Annotated in this window: 17 protein-coding genes; 5 read left to right on the top strand and 12 right to left on the bottom strand. The window is 35.6% G+C overall.

The features are described 5' to 3' along the window. Positions 1 to 102 precede the first annotated feature (102 nt). Positions 103 to 894, top strand: a complete 792-nt coding sequence (locus AC1RNS_RS23535; protein WP_492996193.1) for a YwqG family protein — start codon at positions 103 to 105, stop codon at positions 892 to 894. A gap of 176 nt (positions 895 to 1,070) precedes the next feature. Continuing rightward, a complete protein-coding gene (gene cls, locus AC1RNS_RS23530) occupies positions 1,071 to 2,486 on the top strand; it encodes a cardiolipin synthase (RefSeq protein WP_492996218.1) in 1,416 nt (471 codons plus the stop codon). 52 nt (positions 2,487 to 2,538) lie between these two features. On the opposite strand, the gene AC1RNS_RS23525 is transcribed toward cls, so the two are convergent. From AC1RNS_RS23525 to AC1RNS_RS23510, 4 genes are all read right to left on the bottom strand, one after another. After that, positions 2,539 to 3,312 (bottom strand): M15 family metallopeptidase, encoded by a 774-nt coding sequence (locus AC1RNS_RS23525; RefSeq protein WP_492996191.1) that lies wholly within the window; start codon positions 3,310 to 3,312, stop codon positions 2,539 to 2,541. Between the two features lie 225 nt (positions 3,313 to 3,537). After that, positions 3,538 to 3,789, bottom strand: coding sequence for a hypothetical protein (locus tag AC1RNS_RS23520; protein ID WP_492996190.1), 252 nt, complete (start codon positions 3,787 to 3,789; stop codon positions 3,538 to 3,540). Between the two features lie 55 nt (positions 3,790 to 3,844). After that, the gene (gene yidC / locus AC1RNS_RS23515; protein ID WP_492996188.1) at positions 3,845 to 4,606 is read right to left on the bottom strand and encodes a membrane protein insertase YidC; all 762 of its coding nucleotides are present in this window, start codon (positions 4,604 to 4,606) and stop codon (positions 3,845 to 3,847) included. Between the two features lie 180 nt (positions 4,607 to 4,786). Further along, a complete protein-coding gene (locus AC1RNS_RS23510; protein ID WP_283869812.1) occupies positions 4,787 to 5,581 on the bottom strand; it encodes a helix-turn-helix transcriptional regulator in 795 nt (264 codons plus the stop codon). A gap of 504 nt (positions 5,582 to 6,085) precedes the next feature. Between AC1RNS_RS23510 and AC1RNS_RS23505 the strand changes: the two genes are divergently transcribed. The 3 genes from AC1RNS_RS23505 to AC1RNS_RS23495 all read left to right on the top strand — a co-directional run bounded on the left by AC1RNS_RS23505 (position 6,086) and on the right by AC1RNS_RS23495 (position 9,845). Beyond that, positions 6,086 to 6,736 (top strand): LytTR family DNA-binding domain-containing protein, encoded by a 651-nt coding sequence (locus AC1RNS_RS23505; RefSeq protein ID WP_054609424.1) that lies wholly within the window; start codon positions 6,086 to 6,088, stop codon positions 6,734 to 6,736. Positions 6,737 to 7,058: 322 nt separating this feature from the next. After that, positions 7,059 to 8,579 (top strand): succinyl-CoA:acetate CoA-transferase ScpC, encoded by a 1,521-nt coding sequence (gene scpC, locus AC1RNS_RS23500; RefSeq protein ID WP_492996187.1) that lies wholly within the window; start codon positions 7,059 to 7,061, stop codon positions 8,577 to 8,579. 120 nt (positions 8,580 to 8,699) lie between these two features. Further along, positions 8,700 to 9,845, top strand: coding sequence for an MFS transporter (locus tag AC1RNS_RS23495; protein WP_492996186.1), 1,146 nt, complete (start codon positions 8,700 to 8,702; stop codon positions 9,843 to 9,845). A 13-nt stretch (positions 9,846 to 9,858) separates the two neighbouring features. Here the strand turns inward: AC1RNS_RS23495 and AC1RNS_RS23490 are convergent, their stop codons facing one another. The 8 genes from AC1RNS_RS23490 to AC1RNS_RS23455 form a co-directional block, all read right to left on the bottom strand. Then, a complete protein-coding gene (locus AC1RNS_RS23490; RefSeq protein ID WP_492996185.1) occupies positions 9,859 to 10,170 on the bottom strand; it encodes a YbyB family protein in 312 nt (103 codons plus the stop codon). 504 nt (positions 10,171 to 10,674) lie between these two features. Continuing rightward, the gene (locus tag AC1RNS_RS23485) at positions 10,675 to 10,956 is read right to left on the bottom strand and encodes a GNAT family N-acetyltransferase (RefSeq protein WP_492996184.1); all 282 of its coding nucleotides are present in this window, start codon (positions 10,954 to 10,956) and stop codon (positions 10,675 to 10,677) included. Between the two features lie 109 nt (positions 10,957 to 11,065). Then, entirely contained in the window at positions 11,066 to 11,980 is a 915-nt protein-coding gene (locus tag AC1RNS_RS23480; RefSeq protein WP_492996183.1) for a DUF1002 domain-containing protein, read from the bottom strand. Positions 11,981 to 12,147: 167 nt separating this feature from the next. After that, a complete protein-coding gene (locus AC1RNS_RS23475; RefSeq protein ID WP_492996182.1) occupies positions 12,148 to 13,005 on the bottom strand; it encodes a CvfB family protein in 858 nt (285 codons plus the stop codon). A 42-nt stretch (positions 13,006 to 13,047) separates the two neighbouring features. Further along, a complete protein-coding gene (mntR, locus tag AC1RNS_RS23470) occupies positions 13,048 to 13,464 on the bottom strand; it encodes a transcriptional regulator MntR (protein WP_492996180.1) in 417 nt (138 codons plus the stop codon). Between the two features lie 197 nt (positions 13,465 to 13,661). After that, positions 13,662 to 13,961: a late competence development ComFB family protein gene (locus AC1RNS_RS23465; RefSeq protein ID WP_427546656.1), complete on the bottom strand. Its 300-nt coding sequence runs from the start codon at positions 13,959 to 13,961 to the stop codon at positions 13,662 to 13,664. Between the two features lie 170 nt (positions 13,962 to 14,131). Next, on the bottom strand, positions 14,132 to 16,258 hold the full coding sequence (locus tag AC1RNS_RS23460; protein WP_492996178.1) for a heavy metal translocating P-type ATPase: 2,127 nt from the start codon (positions 16,256 to 16,258) through the stop codon (positions 14,132 to 14,134). Beyond that, a complete protein-coding gene (locus AC1RNS_RS23455; protein WP_492996177.1) occupies positions 16,236 to 16,610 on the bottom strand; it encodes an ArsR/SmtB family transcription factor in 375 nt (124 codons plus the stop codon). The genes AC1RNS_RS23460 and AC1RNS_RS23455 overlap by 23 nt, the downstream gene beginning before the upstream one ends. Between the last annotated feature and the right edge of the window lie 4 nt (positions 16,611 to 16,614).

The raw sequence follows: 16,614 nt of genomic DNA, 5'->3' as shown, positions 1-16,614 counted from the left end.
GGAAAATTTAGATAAATATACTGTTTAGATTATAGAATCTCTAAGTATGAAGAACTAATAAGAAATAATTTATTGCTTAAGATGAATAACGGAGGGCTCTGCATGATGAATAAAACAACAAATCTCTTACTTCCAAAAGAGCTGGAATTGCTTCGTTTCGAAATTGAAAACACACTGCTTTCATCTATGATTATTACACCTTACAAGCGTTCAACAACCATAACTGAAAGTAAATTTGCTGGTGTGCCATATTTACCTTATTATCAGACATATCCTAAAGATATAACAGGTGAGTCAATGCGGCTATTAGCGCAAATTAACTTTGCACAAATGCCACCACTAAAGGATTTTCCAACTCAAGGTATTCTTCAATTTTATATTTCATCTAATATATTTGTGAATGCAGATCATTACCATGAAGATATTTTTCAACAGTTTTATAAAATCAGATTTTACCCTACCATAAATTCTAAAGTGGCAATTCCCATACAAGAATTTATAACATATTCAAATGATTGGTTCCCTATTCATCAGGAATTAGCATTACACTTCCACCCAAATCAGGAACCTGTATCTGCTTTAGATTATCGCGCTGTATGTTATTTGCCTAATTTAATACCTTCACAGTTGGATATGGATTTACAAGAAATTTATCTTCAACATTTTTTAGGTGCTGGTGCTAAAATTGGTGGCTATGCTTATTTTTTAGAGGATGACATCCGTCATGAATCAAAGCTCCTTCAACGCTATGATGTCTTGTTACTCCAAATTGACTCTAACGATGAACTCGGTATTATGTGGGCAGATAGTGGTGTAGGAAAATTTTTTATCAATCGTGAAAAGCTACTTCAAAAAGATTTTTCTGATATTTTATTTCAATGGGAGCATTACTAATCATTTTTCGGATTACTTCGTTCCATATTACGGAGTAATCCTTTTCTATGCTTACGATTAAATTTCTTCTCTTCTTTCCACCAATGAAGTAAGCTATACTAAGATATATTGTGAAATATAGTAAAGGCAGGTGCAGGAGCATTTTTACAGATGTGGAATATCTAGTACCTTTAATTATGTTTGTAAATATTTTAGCAGCGTTGACGATTATTTTTTTAGAACGTAAAGATGCTACTTCTACATGGGCATGGATTCTCGTACTATTCTTCCTTCCATTAGCTGGATTTATTTTATACTTACTTTTTGGTCGACAGCTAAGAAAAAAGCATTTATTCCGTTGGGAAGGACGTAAGGATATAGGAATCGACAATCTCATTACCTATCAAACGGATGCCATCCGAGATGATACATTCGAGTTTCGTATAGAGAATGCGGAAAATTATAAAGAAATGATCTATATGCATCTGAAAACAAACAATGCTGTGTTAACTCAGGACAACTCCATTAAAATTTTTGATGATGGTGCAGAAAAATTTGAACAGCTACTAAATGATATTGAAGTAGCTAAAGACCACATCCACATTCAATATTATATTTTTCGTTTGGATGACTTAGGTACACGTATTGTCGATAAGCTGATTAAAAAAGCAAAACAAGGTGTAAAGGTTCGTCTCTTATATGATGAAATGGGCTCACGAAATGTTAAGAGGCGCCATTTTAAAGAACTGATTAATGCTGGTGGCGAGGTAGAAGTTTTTTTCCCATCCATTTTCCCCCTTCTAAACCCTCGTTTAAACTTTAGAAATCACCGAAAAATCGCTGTTATTGATGGACGTATTGGTTTTATTGGCGGCTTTAATGTAGGTGATGAGTATTTAGGTCTACAAAAGAAGTTTGGCTATTGGAGAGATACACATTTACGTATTGAGGGTAGCGCTGTACACCCACTTCAAACACGCTTTTTATTAGACTGGAATCAGGCTTGTGCACAGCAAAAAATGGGATATTCAGATAGGTACTTTCCGGCTATCCCCAAAAAGGGCAATGTAGGTCTGCAAATCGTTTCAAGTGGACCGGATTCTGACTGGGAACAGATTAAAATTGGTTATTTAAAGCTCATTAATATGGCTCAAAAATACATTTATATTCAAACACCATATTTTATTCCTGATGTTAGCTTTTTAGATGCTATTAAAATTGCTACATTATCAGGTATTGATGTACGTATTATGATTCCAAATAAGCCTGACCATATGTTTGTTTATTGGGCTACCTATTCATATGTTGGACAATTATTGCGTGCAGGGGCAAAAGTATATATTTACGAAAAGGGCTTTATCCATGCGAAAGCCATAATAATTGATGATGAAGCCTCTACTGTTGGTACTGCCAATATTGATGTTCGAAGCTTCAGTTTAAACTTTGAAGTAAATGCCTTCATTTACGACTCAACTATTTCACATCAGCTTGCTGAGCTATTTGAAAAAGATATTTTTGATTGTACCGAATTAACATGGGAAATGTATCAGAATCGTTCCAATTTGATTAAATTTAAAGAATCCATTTCTCGCCTACTAACGCCTATATTATAGAACAAAAAGGAAGAGGAGCTAGCCCATTACCTATGGAGTAGCTGCCCTTCCTTTATTTTACGCCTAAATATTCTTCTAAAGTTATACTTTTCTTCTTAATTTCTTTTGCAATATCTATACCCACATAACGGTAATGCCATGACTCATACATATACCCTGTAATATCTTCCTTGTTTTTGGGGAATCGTAATATAAATCCGTAGTCTTGTGCATTTGCTAATAACCATTGTCCTGCTGGTGTTTCTCCAAACTCCTCAGTTAACCATAGATTCTCTTTGCCACGCTCACCAACATCAAAGGCTAAACCTGTTTGATGCTCTGAGTAACCTGGTCGCGCACTATAACGATCGGCTGCTGCCTGTCCATCACGATTCACATAATTATTATATAACGTTGTTTGATAATCAAAGGAGCGATAGCCACTAAATGCCACAAAATCAAAACCTTGTTTTTTAGCAGCAGCTAGCATTTTATCTAATTCTTGACGTGCTTCCTTATTTTCTCCAGGCGCAAAGGTAGATGGGAGTGGATATATTTTATTCGCTAGTAAAATACCATTAATATACGTAGGTTCAGTAGGTAATGTTTGGTTTGGTAAATATCCATTTTCGTCGGGTTGTTGCTCTGGTTCCACTGGCTTTTCAGGTGTTTTTTTCGGCTCTTCTGCTGCCACTGAATCATTTTTATTTGGTTCGGTTGTTATTGATTGCTTCTCTGCTTCATTACTTACTTGCTTATTTTTATAGTTATAAACTACGAAAATAGAAACAATTAGTGCTACTGAAATGAAAGCACCAATAATGAGTAATAGACGATTTTTTTTCACTATTTTTACCCCTTTTATAATTTTCCAAGTACTATGTGGTTAAAATTCCTCGTATTTATCCACATGGGAAAATGTCCTTATGCAAGTACTGAACATTTACCTCTTGCAGGTACATCAGAAATGACTAATATTCTACCTCTAATATCCGACCTTATTGGTATAGTCTTATTTTATCACTGTTCACAATTTAGGGTGTAAGTTTTCACTATAGATTTTTAAATTAGTTTATTTTTCAGTGAGAATAATAATTATTACAATTATAGAAGCCATGGAGAAAAAAATGGCCATATACTTCATCCATTTTGCTTCTTTTACATAGCCCTGTTCCTTAAAGCTTTTAGCTCTGAAACCATTTGATAAGGCAAACATAATCGTCATTGCCAGTACTGCAAAATTAAAATTCCCCATAATGATAAATACTATAGCTGCAATACTAAAAAGCGCCACTAAAATAGATGATAGCCATTTTATGTTCATCCTGTTGTCCTCCTAAAAAAATCGAGGCTACTAAGGCGCCTCGACGTAAATTAATTTATGAATTTGCTTTTTCTGGATGTTCCGAATAATACTTTCGACCAATATAGGTTTGAATAATCAGTAAAGCACCGCTGACTGACCAATACAGTGGTAGAGCGGCCATAGATGACATCGAGATAAAGACAATCATAATTGGTGAAATATAAATAAACATTTTCATTTGTGCTTTTTGTTGCTCTGGTACAGTCCATAATGACACACGCGCCTGAACTAAATACACAATACCTGCAACAATCGTCATAACAATATCAGGTGATCCTAAGCTAAACCATAAAAATTCATGTGATTTTACATCTGCTGAATATAAAATTGAGAAATAAAGACCCATGATAATAGGCATTTGAATCAACATTGGTAAACAACCCATATTTAGTGGATTGATGCCATGCTTTTGATATAGTGCCATCATTTCTTGCTGGTGCTGCATTTGCTCTTCTTTCGTCTTTGCTTCCTTCATTTTCTTCTGAACAGCTTCCATTTCAGGTTTAAACGCATCCATTTTCGTTTTCATTAATTGCTGCTGACGATAATTTTTTAACATAATCGGCATTAAAACTAAACGAATCAAAACTGTAATAGCAATAATCGCAAGACCATAGCTACCTGAAAAAATAGTATTTCCGAAAAACTCCAATAAAAATTCCATAGGCTTCACAAAAATACTATAGAAAAAACCTTCTTTGTTTTGCACAGCTTGACAGCCACTAAGAACAAAAACGACAAGTCCAAGCATTGAAAATAGCTTCAAATTTTTCATTTTTCCACCTACTATTATTTATCAACTAAAGTGAAGTATACATTATAGGGTCTATCTTTATCAAATAGCAAGGTGCTACTAATTACCTCGTATTTTGCAAGAGCATAAAAAAGATGCGAGCTTTAGCATCGCTAACACGTCCGCATCCTATTCATTCATACCTTATTTATTGTCATGTCATTAAACATTTTGAAGCTCAGTTTCCGCCATTTCAAAACGATAAAACTCATGATGCAGCTCATCACGGAAATGCTTGGGAGTAACCCCAGTGTATTTTTTGAATATACGTGTAAAGTAGCTTTGGTTACAGAAATGGAATTGATCTGAAATAGAAGTAATACTTTTATTTGTATGACGTAGATAATATTGCGATTCTTCTACACGACGAACATTTAAATATTCGACCAGTGTAATACCGACATGTTCTCTAAAAATACGTGATAAGTGACTAGTACTAATATGGAAGTTATTTGCGATGCTTTCAACTGTTAGGTCATTTTCTAATTCATCATTTATATACATAATCACTTTGTTAACTGTCTGGTGACGGAAAGTCGGTTGCTTGCGATCTGCGATAAAATAGACAAAGAAATCAATTAAATCATCAGCAAATTGTAAAAATTCCGCGTCTTTCATCTGATTTTCAATCATATCATTACAAGCAATGTTAAAAGCAAAGGCTTTTTTCGAAGGTACTTGATTGTCTAGCAATTTACGTGCAACTATTGACGACAGCACAGAAAAATAACTTCGAACCATTTTAATGACTTGCTTGCCAAAACGTATTGAGAGAATATCAATTAACTCATGCAAAGATTTCTTAGCCTTTGCAGATTCTAAATGGTAAATTTCAAATATTAATTTCGACTCAATATTAAAAAATTCTTCTACACCGATGTATTGATTAATATTATCGATTTCCTGGAAGTATCTTTTTGATATCGTTTCTGACATAGAATGTTGATGTAGTTGCATAATCTTCCCCATCTTTCCTCAGATTGCACGAATTACTTTTACAAAATTAGACATCAAATTACATATTTAAAATAAGAAAATAGTATTTCTTTATTTATTATATGAATTGAGTCCTATTTCACAATTTTATATTGAATACAACTTAAAAATAACCCAACTAAAACACCAGTTTTAAAAAAAATAGACTATACAGTGAATTTTACCATATTCTGCGATTTCCTTTCAACCACATTTTACGCTCCACTCTAGTTCTAATTTATCATATACTCACAGTAGAAACCTCGTAAACTCACATCACACAATTAAATTTTACCATATACATATTAAAAAAAATTAGTAATTAATTAAATTTTGTGACAAATTGTGCTAGGTATTTTGCACGTTTTTTTTTCAACAATCGACATATCTCTTTTTTATTCCGAAATCTTCTCTATATAATTTATACGAATATGTAGTAAAATAGATGATAATACTATTTTTAAAAGCTAAGATGAGGTGTTAATAGTGGATCCAAAACAAATAGAAGAGATTATGGAGATTATTAAGGAGTTCTTCCCCGAGAATACTTCAATCGCAATTTCCGACACGAACGAATACTTGTATTACCAACCAAGCAAGAAAGTTGATTTAAAAATTAAGCCAGGTGATCCAATTAAAGAAGGCTCAGCAGCCCATAAGGCATTGAGCTATGGGCAAAAAATTAGCTCTTACATTGAGCCGGATGTATTTGGCGTAGCCTACTATGGCATGAGTATTCCTCTTATGGAGGAAGGCGAAACGAAGGGGGCTATTACTGCGATCTTCCCACAAAAACCATCAGCATTTTTAACGAATTACATCACAATCAAAATTGATGATTGCTGGTACCCGATTAAACATGATCAAGTTATTTATCTTGAAACACAGCTCCGAAAAACATTTGTTAAAACAATGAGTCGTGAGGGCTACCACCGCTTAAACCTTAGTGATTTAGAGTTATTTTTAGCACCTGACTCATTCATTCGTTGTCACCGCTCTTATATTGTTAATATTGACTACATCGATGAAATTCAACCAGACTCACATTCAACGTTTTTATTAATCATGAAAGATGGTACTCGTATTCCTGTAAGTCAGCGCTATGCAAGTTACTTCCGTCGTTCTTTAGGTTTCTAATAATTAAAAAGTACAGCGAGCACCTTACTTATCAGCTCACTGTACTTTTTAATTTCGTTTTTAGATTTGCAAATGAAAGTTTTCGCTAAAATTATATAGCTCTACATTAAAACGTTTTCTCTGTCGAAAATTCACAATTATGCTCGTTTTTCCTATTTTTTCTCAATTTAATGCTTATCCTAAAGTTTTTGTGACAAATTGGTGATAGTATTATTCAAATGGTTGGAGTTATACTACAACTAAATAAACAGAAAATTCTTACACGTTTTTTCTAGTTTTGTAATCGGTTTCCATCAAAACTTTTTAGGGGAGGATTTTTTTAATGGATGCAAATGTTCAAAAACGCCTAGGTTTAAAAGAACTAGAAAGTAAAATTGTTACTGCGGATGAAGCTGCAGCACTTATCTCTGACGGTGATGTAGTTGGTATGAGTGGATTCACTCGTGCTGGGGACGCAAAAGTTGTTCCTATGGCATTAGTAGAGCGCGCTAAAAACGAAAATTTCAAAATCGATGTTTATACAGGTGCATCTTTAGGTCCAGAAGTAGATAAATATTTAGCTGAAGCTGGTGTTATCCGTAAACGTGGACCATTCCAAGGGGACGCTGGTATTCGTAATTTAATTAACTCTGGAGCTATCCAATATGTAGATGCTCACCTTTCCCATAACGCTGAATTAGTTCGTCAAGGAATTATTGGACCAATTAAATATTTAATTCTTGAAGCGGTTGCTATTACAGAAGATGGATTCATTATCCCAACAAACTCAGTGGGTAACTCTCCAATCTTTGCAGAATATGCTGAAAACATTATTATTGAATTAAATATCTCACATCCTGAAGCTTTAATCGGTATCCATGATATTTATGTACCAGCTGAGCAAGGTAAACGTGAAGCAATCCCAATGACTGATGCAATGCAACGTATTGGTGATGTTGGTATCAAAGTTGATCCAGCTAAAATTAAAGCAATTGTTATTTCAGAAGAGCCTGATGCTCCTTCATTAATCGTTCCACCAGATGAAGAAACACAAACAATGGCAAACATTTTATTAGACTTCTTCCGCGATGAAATTAAGGCTGGTCGTCTAACAAATCAATTAATGCCATTACAATCGGGTGTAGGTTCTGTGGCAAACGCTGTTTTAGATGGCTTCGCTGATTCAGAATTCGAAGATTTAGTCGTTGCATCTGAAGTACTTCAAGATGCTGTATTTAACTTAATCGATGCTGGTAAAGTTAAATTTGCAGCAGCAACATCTATTACTCTTACAGAAGAACTACAGAAAAAAGTATATGGTAATTTAGAGAAATATGCTGATAAAATTTGCTTACGTCCGCAAGAGATTTCTAACCACCCAGAGCTTATCCGTCGTTTGGGTCTAATCTCAATCAACACTGCTCTTGAGTTAGATATCTATGGTAACGTAAACTCAACACATGTGTCAGGTACTCGTATGATGAACGGTATCGGTGGTTCAGGTGACTTTGCACGTAACGCTCGTTTAGGTATTTTCGTTACAAAATCCTATGCAAAAGGCGGCGCAATCTCTTCAATCGTACCAATGGTTTCTCACGTAGACCATACTGAGCATGATGTAGATGTAATTATAACTGAACAAGGTATTGCTGACTTACGTGGTCTTGCACCTAAAGAACGTGTGCCTTTAATTATTGAAAACTGTGCACACCCTGATTACAAAGAGCAATTATGGGATTACTACAACCGTGCTGTAGAAGCAACTGGTAACCAACAAACACCTCATATTTTAGAGGAAGCACTTTCTTGGCATGTAAATCTTGCTAAAAACAAAACAATGAAAAAAGAAGTCGCTCAAGCTTAATAACTGCGATTCGTGAACGTCTAATAAGTTGAAAACACTTATTAGACGTTCTTTTTTGTCGAAAATGATATAATAAAATCTAGTTATTTAGTAAATACATAATTAATCATCGGAGGAGCTATGAAAAAATTTATTTATGTCATTATTTTCTTTTCATTTTTTGACCTTTTTACCCAGCTTCCTGTTATGAGTACATATGCAGAATCATTAGGGGCATCTGCCTTTTTAACCGGTCTAGCAGTAGGTATGTATTCTCTATCAAATACATTTGGTAATATTATCTCTGGCTTTTTAACAGATCGTAAGGGGCCTTTTGTTATATTAATTATAGGTCTTTTAACAACTGGTTTATCCCTTTCGTTCTACAATGTAGTCGAAGATCCTACTACTTTACTAATTGTTCGTTTTGTCCATGGATTAGTTGCAGGCTTTATTGTCCCAGCTGCTTTCACATTTTTAGCTAACGCAACAGAACAGGAAAAAAGAGGTAAAGGCAGTGCTATTTCTGGGGCCTTTGTTGGTATTGCTGCCATCATTGGTCCTGCTTTCAGCGGTATTTTAGCAAGTCGTACTAGTGTACCATTTGTTTTTAATATTACAGCCAGCTTTATGCTCTTATTAGGTATTCTTGCCTTCTTTATATTAAAGTCAAATCATATTAAAAAAGAAAAATCTACACCAAGCACACATATACCAATAAGTGTATTTTTCAATAATACAGGCACATTAAAAGCATTTACTGGTGCATTTTTTTTAATGTTCTCTCAGGGCGTTATTGCCTATCTACTTCCTCTAAAAGTGCAATCTTTAGGCTTTGATTCACGTTTAAGCGGAACATTGATGAGTACATTTGGAATTATTGCTGTCCTTGTATTTATTTTACCGACTAACCGTATTTTCGATAAGGTTGCTCCTATAAAAACATTATCTTTAGGTATAGGCTTAATGGGATTAAGCCAATTACTTATTAGCCAGGCAGATTCAAGTGCATTACTTTATATAGCAATGGCCTGCTACGGCATTGGATTTGGCTTCTTATTCCCATCCGTCAATTCACTTTTAATAGACTCTACAACTGCAGATATTCGTGGTAAAGCATACGGTTACTTTTATGCCTTCTTCTCACTAGGTGTTGTCCTTGGCTCATCATTGCTTGGTTGGCTATCTTTAGGCATTGTCAGTGGCTTTATCTTTACGGGAATAGTTTTACTAGTATTTGCTAGTGTCATTCTTATCCCGCACAAAAGACCTTCTCACGCGAAATGAGAAGGTTTTAGCTTTATTTCTCTTGCTCCTGAATTTGTTCATTATAAAAATGAACTCCTGTATGACCTCCACCCTCAGCCACCATTTCATTTGAAGCGATTTTCGTTGGTGAAGTTCCAGCCTCTGTAGCTACCTCAGTAGTTACTCGCTCAGCCACTCTTTTATCCATGTCCATATTTGAAGCATTTAAATATGATTCAAATTTAGACTTTACATTATTAAACATATTTAATGCTTTATCACGATTCTCTTTTTTACTTAAATAAGATGCTGCTAATCCTGCTAATCCTGCAATCACAACACCTTTACCTTTTCGTTTTGCCATTTAAAATCCCTCCTAAAAGTATAAAAACTAGCTCTGTAGTTTATCTTTTCCCTATTTCAAGACGGCTAAACATAAATTTTTTTAAACCCTTTCGCATATATATTAGTGAGAGATAACTGTACCTTTTGCTTAGTCTTTTCACTACTTCAGGTGCTTACTTTATAGTATGTCATAACTTCAAATATATATTATTCTCCTACCAGCTGTTTTTGTATCAATAACGCCCTAGCGTAGCGTAAATATTTTCTAACACAAAAAATAATTTTGTAACTATTTATGATTATAAAAGACAAGCTAAGGGAATTAATGAATTAATACTATTTATTAGGAGAGTGATGATATGAAAAATTTAGACTTAGTATACGATTGGGTAGATATGGCTTCATTAATAGGTGGAGCAGGCCTCTTAACAGCATTAATCTACAGTGTTATTCAATTGTAGTGGACAGCTTGATAAAAAGTGAAAAGGCAATCCGCTTATCTTCCAAGCAGATTGCCTTATTTTTACTGTTTTACATCATCATAAGCGTTTGATTTATTAAAGACTGCTACTACATAAGAGCACACAGCTTCCATTTTATAGTCATGTTCACGGGCATATGCTGCGGCTTGATCTAACAATTCCTTAGCTACCCCCTGCCCGCGTAGTTTATCTGATACATAGGTATGATCCATGACCATAACTTGCCCATTTTGCTGCCATGTAATTTCTGCTAACTTTTCCCCTTCTTGCTCATAGATGTAAGCAAGCTGATTTCCCGCCAATTGCTGTAATTGGAATTCCATTTCTCACCACTCCTTTTTTTCAATAGTATCATAGCTGTTTCTATTTTTTCAAAGGTAGCGGATTAATAATTTCAGCTGCTTTTCAGACATCCCCTGAGGGCTTTATTCCTTAATTAAACCATGATGATATCGTATCTTTTAAATTGGCAAAGAAATTTTTCACACTTGTCCAGAAGCCTTCATCTTCCATAAGTGACCCGAATTTCTCCTTAATGGTATTACTAATATCATCTAATTGTTCAGACCATTTACTAAAATCAATATCTAGTTTACTAATTTTATCCATTAAATCAACAAGTAATTGTCGATCTGTTTCACTTAAATTAATGTCAAGTTTGTTTAACTGCTCTTGTACAATTTTTTCAACATCTTCTCGAGTTGCCGGCTTTAATTCCGCAATGTCCTTTTTAATTTCTGTAAGCAGCTCTGCAACCTTGGCATCATCAACCCCTGCCGATTTGGCTAATGTAGTAGCCACTGAGAGTTCCTCATTCGCTACATCTGTACGATCAATATCAAGTGTTTCACCTGTTGTTACTTCATAAGCTTTATAAATTCCTACGAGCGCTGAATGTCCAGTTACTGCTTTTGGTGCAGCCACCTGTACAGTTGCATCCTCAATACCTGCAGTCAGCATTGCATTCGCATACATTTCTGATGTCACCTGAGTAATATTGGATGGCGTAACAATCTCAATGACCAAACCTTCTCCTGCATTTTTACGTGTAATTTTTGCAGAGGAATACATGCGGGAACTTGAATTACTATCTTTAATGTATTTAACTAAATCTTCGCCTGATACTGTAATTTCTTCAATTTCAGGCTCGTCTTTCACTTTCAAAGATTTTTTAACGGACTCTTTTTCATCTTCAGATAAATTTGCACCGTATACAACAATTGGAACGCCTAGTTTTTCATCAATTGCTTTTGGAGGCGTGTTATCGGCTGCAAGACCTGCTGCTGGTGCCATCACTCCAAATACTAACATAGTTGCTGCTAGTATTTTCATCCATGCTTTTTTCAATTTATGCGACCCCTTTCGCTTGAAAACTCATTTGGCCTGTATAATGTATGTCATTATACAATAATTAGTACGAAAAAAAGACGAGAAGGTTTCAATGGGATCTCTCGTCATTTCTTCTTTACTACGTATAGCAACTGTTCACCATATCTCACAATTTGAACTAAATGTTACATTTCTTCTGTCCAGCCTTCTTCCTGTTTTACCCTACCAGCTTTCATTAGTGTCCCTAATGCACGTTTAAAAGCACCTTTGCTCATATTAAACATTTCCTGAATCTCTTCTGGAGAGGATTTATCGCCAAACGGCATTCTTCCTCCAACCTCTTGTAAATAATTTAAAATTCGTTGTGCATCGTCTGAAATACGTTCATGCTTACGTGGTAAAAGTGAACCATTCAAGGAACCATCATCTTTTACATCAATTATACGTACAACTATGTCTTGTCCAAGTCGCGGCTCTGTATTGCGCTCTGATTCATGAACAAAAATACGATAAGGATTGTCTAAACCTAGTAAAAACGAACCGACTGGCAGCAATCGATAAGGACGTGCTGTAATGTTTTTATTATGCATTTCTTCAAATGCACCTTCGTATAGCTCAGAAATTTTTTCTTCTGTTGCTAAACGACCAAATAAGTCACCATTGCGATCAGTACGTAATGTCATAAATAAATGATCTCCTGGTATTGGCCAAAGCTCCTTTAATGCAGGCAAATCCTCTGCCTTTACTAGCACTTCACGTGAAGTACCAATATCTACATAAGCACCCTCACGCTCCACTACTTTAAGGACACGAGCCCAGCCATACTCGCCCTGTAGAAAAGAAGGAATAGCTGTTGTCGCAGCTAATTCTCCACGGCGATCTACAAATAAAAATACTTCAAGGCGATCACCTACAGCAAGTGGCTCTGTTACCTCTGAAGCATTTAAAGGTAGTTCTTTAACTCCATTTGTTAAAATCCATCTTGATGCTTGTTGCTCTAATATCGTTAACGTAACAACTTCACCTGATTTTAATTCGTTCATATTGTCTTCCTTTCCTTCACACCATCATTTTCGCAAAAAATTTTATAAATTGTGTGTCCTAGAAGCCTCTAATTTTTTCGCAATGTCTGGGTTATCTTCCATTACCTGCACAAGATCTGCAATGCGGTCAATTGAGTTCCAACTTAAATGATGCTCGATTCCCTCTACATCATCATAAATACGCTCTTCATCTACACCAATGATTCGCAAAAATTGCTCTAGAAGCTCATGGCGCTGCACAAGACGTTTTCCAAGTTTTTCTCCTTTGGCTGTCAATGTAAGACCACGGTATTTTTCGTAAACTAAATAACCATCTTTATCTAATTTTTGAACCATTTTTGTAACAGAAGAAGGAAGAACAGATAATGCTTCAGCTATGTCAGACACACGAGCATATCCTTTATGAGCGATTAATAGATATATTTGTTCGATATGGTCCTCCATACTAGGTGTTGGCATATCTTATTCCCTCTCTTTCCTATTCTTACTCTCTAGTTTACTACAAGCTTGGCTTAAAAGTTAACTGAAAATACATATGCCAGAAAATCGCTACATGTATAACACAAATTGTATCTCCTTAAGTTGTATAAAAAAGCGTAATTCACGTCGTCCACTGATATTTCATCCTTCTGTATATAACATAAAAAGAGCCTGCTTCAGATAGAAGTGGGCTCTACTTTATGTCGAGGATGCTTATTGACCACATGTAATGCATGAATAATTTCTCTGTTAATACGTTCGATATTTTCAGGTGTATTCATGACTCTAAATGCTTCATCTCGTGATTCCATAGATGTAACATACTTACTAGGCAATGCATTTAATGTTAGTGCTACTGTGTCAAGTTCACACATTTCACATTTACAAAATGTTTGATATTCTGGTCCTCGTAATAGGAAGCTAACTAAACCACGCACAATTTCCTCTGTAACATTTACTAAAATAGGATCTGACATATTCAAACTTTCGCCTCATTTATGTTTAATTGTTACATTGCTCCTGAAATTATAATAGCGTTAACAGCGGGCTTTTTCAAGAATCCCTAGTAGCATCTATATCAACAAAATTACTAGATCCTCAGTAAGATAAATTTCCTATACAACCTCAACAGTTTAAATCATTTTTACTACTTTTTTGTTTTAATTAATCGTAATGAATTAAAAACAACTAATAATGTTGCACCCATGTCTGCAAAAATGGCAATCCATAATGTTAACCATCCAGGAATGACGAGTAACAGCGCTATTAATTTTAAGGCTAGGGCAAATATAATGTTCTCTTTAATAATGCGTAATGTTTTTCTGCTCAAACCAATTGTATAAGGGAGCTTCGTTAGGTCATCACCCATTAACGCAATATCCGCAGTTTCCAGAGCCGCATCCGTGCCAGCACCGCCCATTGCAATACCAACATTAGCGGAGGCTAGTGCAGGAGCATCATTAACCCCATCACCTACCATTGCTACTGCACCAAATTGAGTGCGTAAGTCTTTAATAGCCATCAATTTATCTGCTGGTAATAAACTTGCGCGTACATCTGTCATCTTTAAAGAGGTTGCAATTGCTTTTGCTGTAGACTCCGCATCACCTGTCAGCATTACTGTATGCTTCACTTTAAGCGCACTTAATTTACTCAGTACATCTTTACTTTCTTGTCGTAATTGATCCGCAATTCCAATCATCCCAATAAATTGTTCATTACTAACAGCCGCTACTACTGTTTTACCCTGCTTTTGTAGTTTCTTAACCTGTTCCATTATTTTTTCATCGACTGCTACTAATGTTGCAATCCATTTTAAGCTACCAACATAGATAATCTGATGATCAACCGTTGCATAAGCACCCTTACCTGTAACAGATTGGAAATCAGTAGGGATTAGCTCTGTTAAATTTTCATCATGTAATTTCTTTAAAATTGCCTTTGCTAGTGGATGCTGTGATTGTTTTTCAACAGCTGCTACTAACTGTAAAACGTAATCATCAGAAAGCTCCTCAGCTGTATAGATATCCGTTACAGCTGGTTGACCTTTTGTAAGGGTACCTGTTTTATCAAATGCCACCGCTTCTATATGACCTAGCTGCTCTAAATGTATACCACCCTTAATAAGAACGCCTTGTCGAGCAGCATTTCCTATTGCCGTAACAATTGCTACTGGCGTTGAAACAACCAGTGCACATGGACAACCAACAACAAGAACCGCTAAGCCTTGATAAATCCAATGCTGCCAATCCCCCACAAAAAGAGGCGGGATAACTGCTACAAGCAATGCAACTATCATTATAGCTGGAGTGTAATATTTAGCAAAACGATCAACGAATTGCTGGGAAGGTGCCTTTTCTGCTTGTGCCTCTTCAACGAGATGAATGATTTTGGCAATGGTTGTATCCTCTACTCGCTTCGTTACACGTATCTCTAGTGCTCCCTCTTCATTCAACGTTCCCGCAAATACTTCATCATCAATTGTTTTATTAACTGGAATCGATTCACCTGTAATCGCGGCCTGATTCACAGCAGATAATCCATTAATAACGATGCCATCCATCGCAATTTTTTGACCTGGCTTAACGATTAAAATGTCCCCAATTTCAATTTGCTCAGTTGGCAGCTCCATCTCATGAAAATGTTCCCCATGCGCTCGTTTTATCGTTGCCGTTGGCGGAGCTATATCCATCAGCTGTCGAATGGATTGACGTGCTTTATCCATTGAATAAGCTTCCAATGCTTCACTTACTGCAAATAAAAAAACAACAACAGCCGCTTCTTCCCATTCGCCAATAATTGCTGCACCTATAACCGCAATAGTCATAAGTGTTTTCATATCAAATTCAAACCGAACTAAATTGCGGAAGCCTGTTTTAAAAATTCCCATACCGCCAACTAGAATCGCAATAATAAACATTCCAATCGGCAGCGGATCTGTTTCTCCACGCCATGCCCCAAAAATATAGCCAAGCACTACAAATAATAATGATATTCCAGCTAATATATTTTCTGTTTTTCGATAAAAAGGTATTGATTTTTCCAGAGATCTAGTTGGAGATTGTGATACCTTTATGCCATCAAAAGCACCAGCTTCCTCAATTTGATCAACACTGATATCACCAATAACTGTTATTTTAGAAGCACCAAAGTTAACTTGTGCATCCTGTACTTTTGGAATAGCTTTTACGTTTTTTTCAAATTTCGCTGCGCAGCTGGCACATGACAAGTTTTGTAGCCTATATTCTTGTTTAGTTGGAGTCGTTGCTGTCATCTGCTATCCCCTCTTTCGCATGTTCATAGGCAATCGTTACAATTTGATATACATGTCTATCCGCTAAAGAGTAATACATTTGCTTCCCTTTACGATGCGATCTCGCTAAATTATTTTCTTTTAAATATCGTAAATGGTGGGATGCTGTCGCTACAGATGAACCAATAATCGAAGCAACATCACACACACATAATTCATCCTCCACCGTTAAGGCAAAAGCAATTTTTAATCTTGTTTCATCGGATAATGCTTTCAAAAATTTTGCTACTCCTGATAAATCAGGCATTTGATTTTGCACCTTTATGACCGCTTCTTCATGAACCAGTGTCACTTCACATACTTCTTTTGGCATTTCC

The sequence above is a fragment of the Lysinibacillus sp. GW821-FHT14F06 genome (genome assembly GCF_058803665.1).
Note: the sequence above shows the minus strand (reverse complement) of the source record. Positions and strands in the feature narration are given on the sequence as shown.

Excerpts from the sequence above, each read along its gene's own strand:
- AC1RNS_RS23535 (WP_492996193.1), top strand. The coding sequence starts at position 103 with ATGATGAATAAAACAACAAATCTCTTACTTCCAAAAGAGCTGGAATTG.
- cls (WP_492996218.1), top strand. The coding sequence starts at position 1,071 with ATGTTTGTAAATATTTTAGCAGCGTTGACGATTATTTTTTTAGAACGT.
- AC1RNS_RS23520 (WP_492996190.1), bottom strand. The coding sequence starts at position 3,789 with ATGAACATAAAATGGCTATCATCTATTTTAGTGGCGCTTTTTAGTATT.
- yidC (WP_492996188.1), bottom strand. The coding sequence starts at position 4,606 with ATGAAAAATTTGAAGCTATTTTCAATGCTTGGACTTGTCGTTTTTGTT.
- AC1RNS_RS23510 (WP_283869812.1), bottom strand. The coding sequence starts at position 5,581 with ATGCAACTACATCAACATTCTATGTCAGAAACGATATCAAAAAGATAC.
- scpC (WP_492996187.1), top strand. The coding sequence starts at position 7,059 with ATGGATGCAAATGTTCAAAAACGCCTAGGTTTAAAAGAACTAGAAAGT.
- AC1RNS_RS23495 (WP_492996186.1), top strand. The coding sequence starts at position 8,700 with ATGAAAAAATTTATTTATGTCATTATTTTCTTTTCATTTTTTGACCTT.
- AC1RNS_RS23490 (WP_492996185.1), bottom strand. The coding sequence starts at position 10,170 with ATGGCAAAACGAAAAGGTAAAGGTGTTGTGATTGCAGGATTAGCAGGA.
- AC1RNS_RS23485 (WP_492996184.1), bottom strand. The coding sequence starts at position 10,956 with ATGGAATTCCAATTACAGCAATTGGCGGGAAATCAGCTTGCTTACATC.
- AC1RNS_RS23475 (WP_492996182.1), bottom strand. The coding sequence starts at position 13,005 with ATGAACGAATTAAAATCAGGTGAAGTTGTTACGTTAACGATATTAGAG.
- mntR (WP_492996180.1), bottom strand. The coding sequence starts at position 13,464 with ATGCCAACACCTAGTATGGAGGACCATATCGAACAAATATATCTATTA.
- AC1RNS_RS23465 (WP_427546656.1), bottom strand. The coding sequence starts at position 13,961 with ATGTCAGATCCTATTTTAGTAAATGTTACAGAGGAAATTGTGCGTGGT.
- AC1RNS_RS23460 (WP_492996178.1), bottom strand. The coding sequence starts at position 16,258 with ATGACAGCAACGACTCCAACTAAACAAGAATATAGGCTACAAAACTTG.
- AC1RNS_RS23455 (WP_492996177.1), bottom strand. The coding sequence starts at position 16,610 with ATGCCAAAAGAAGTATGTGAAGTGACACTGGTTCATGAAGAAGCGGTC.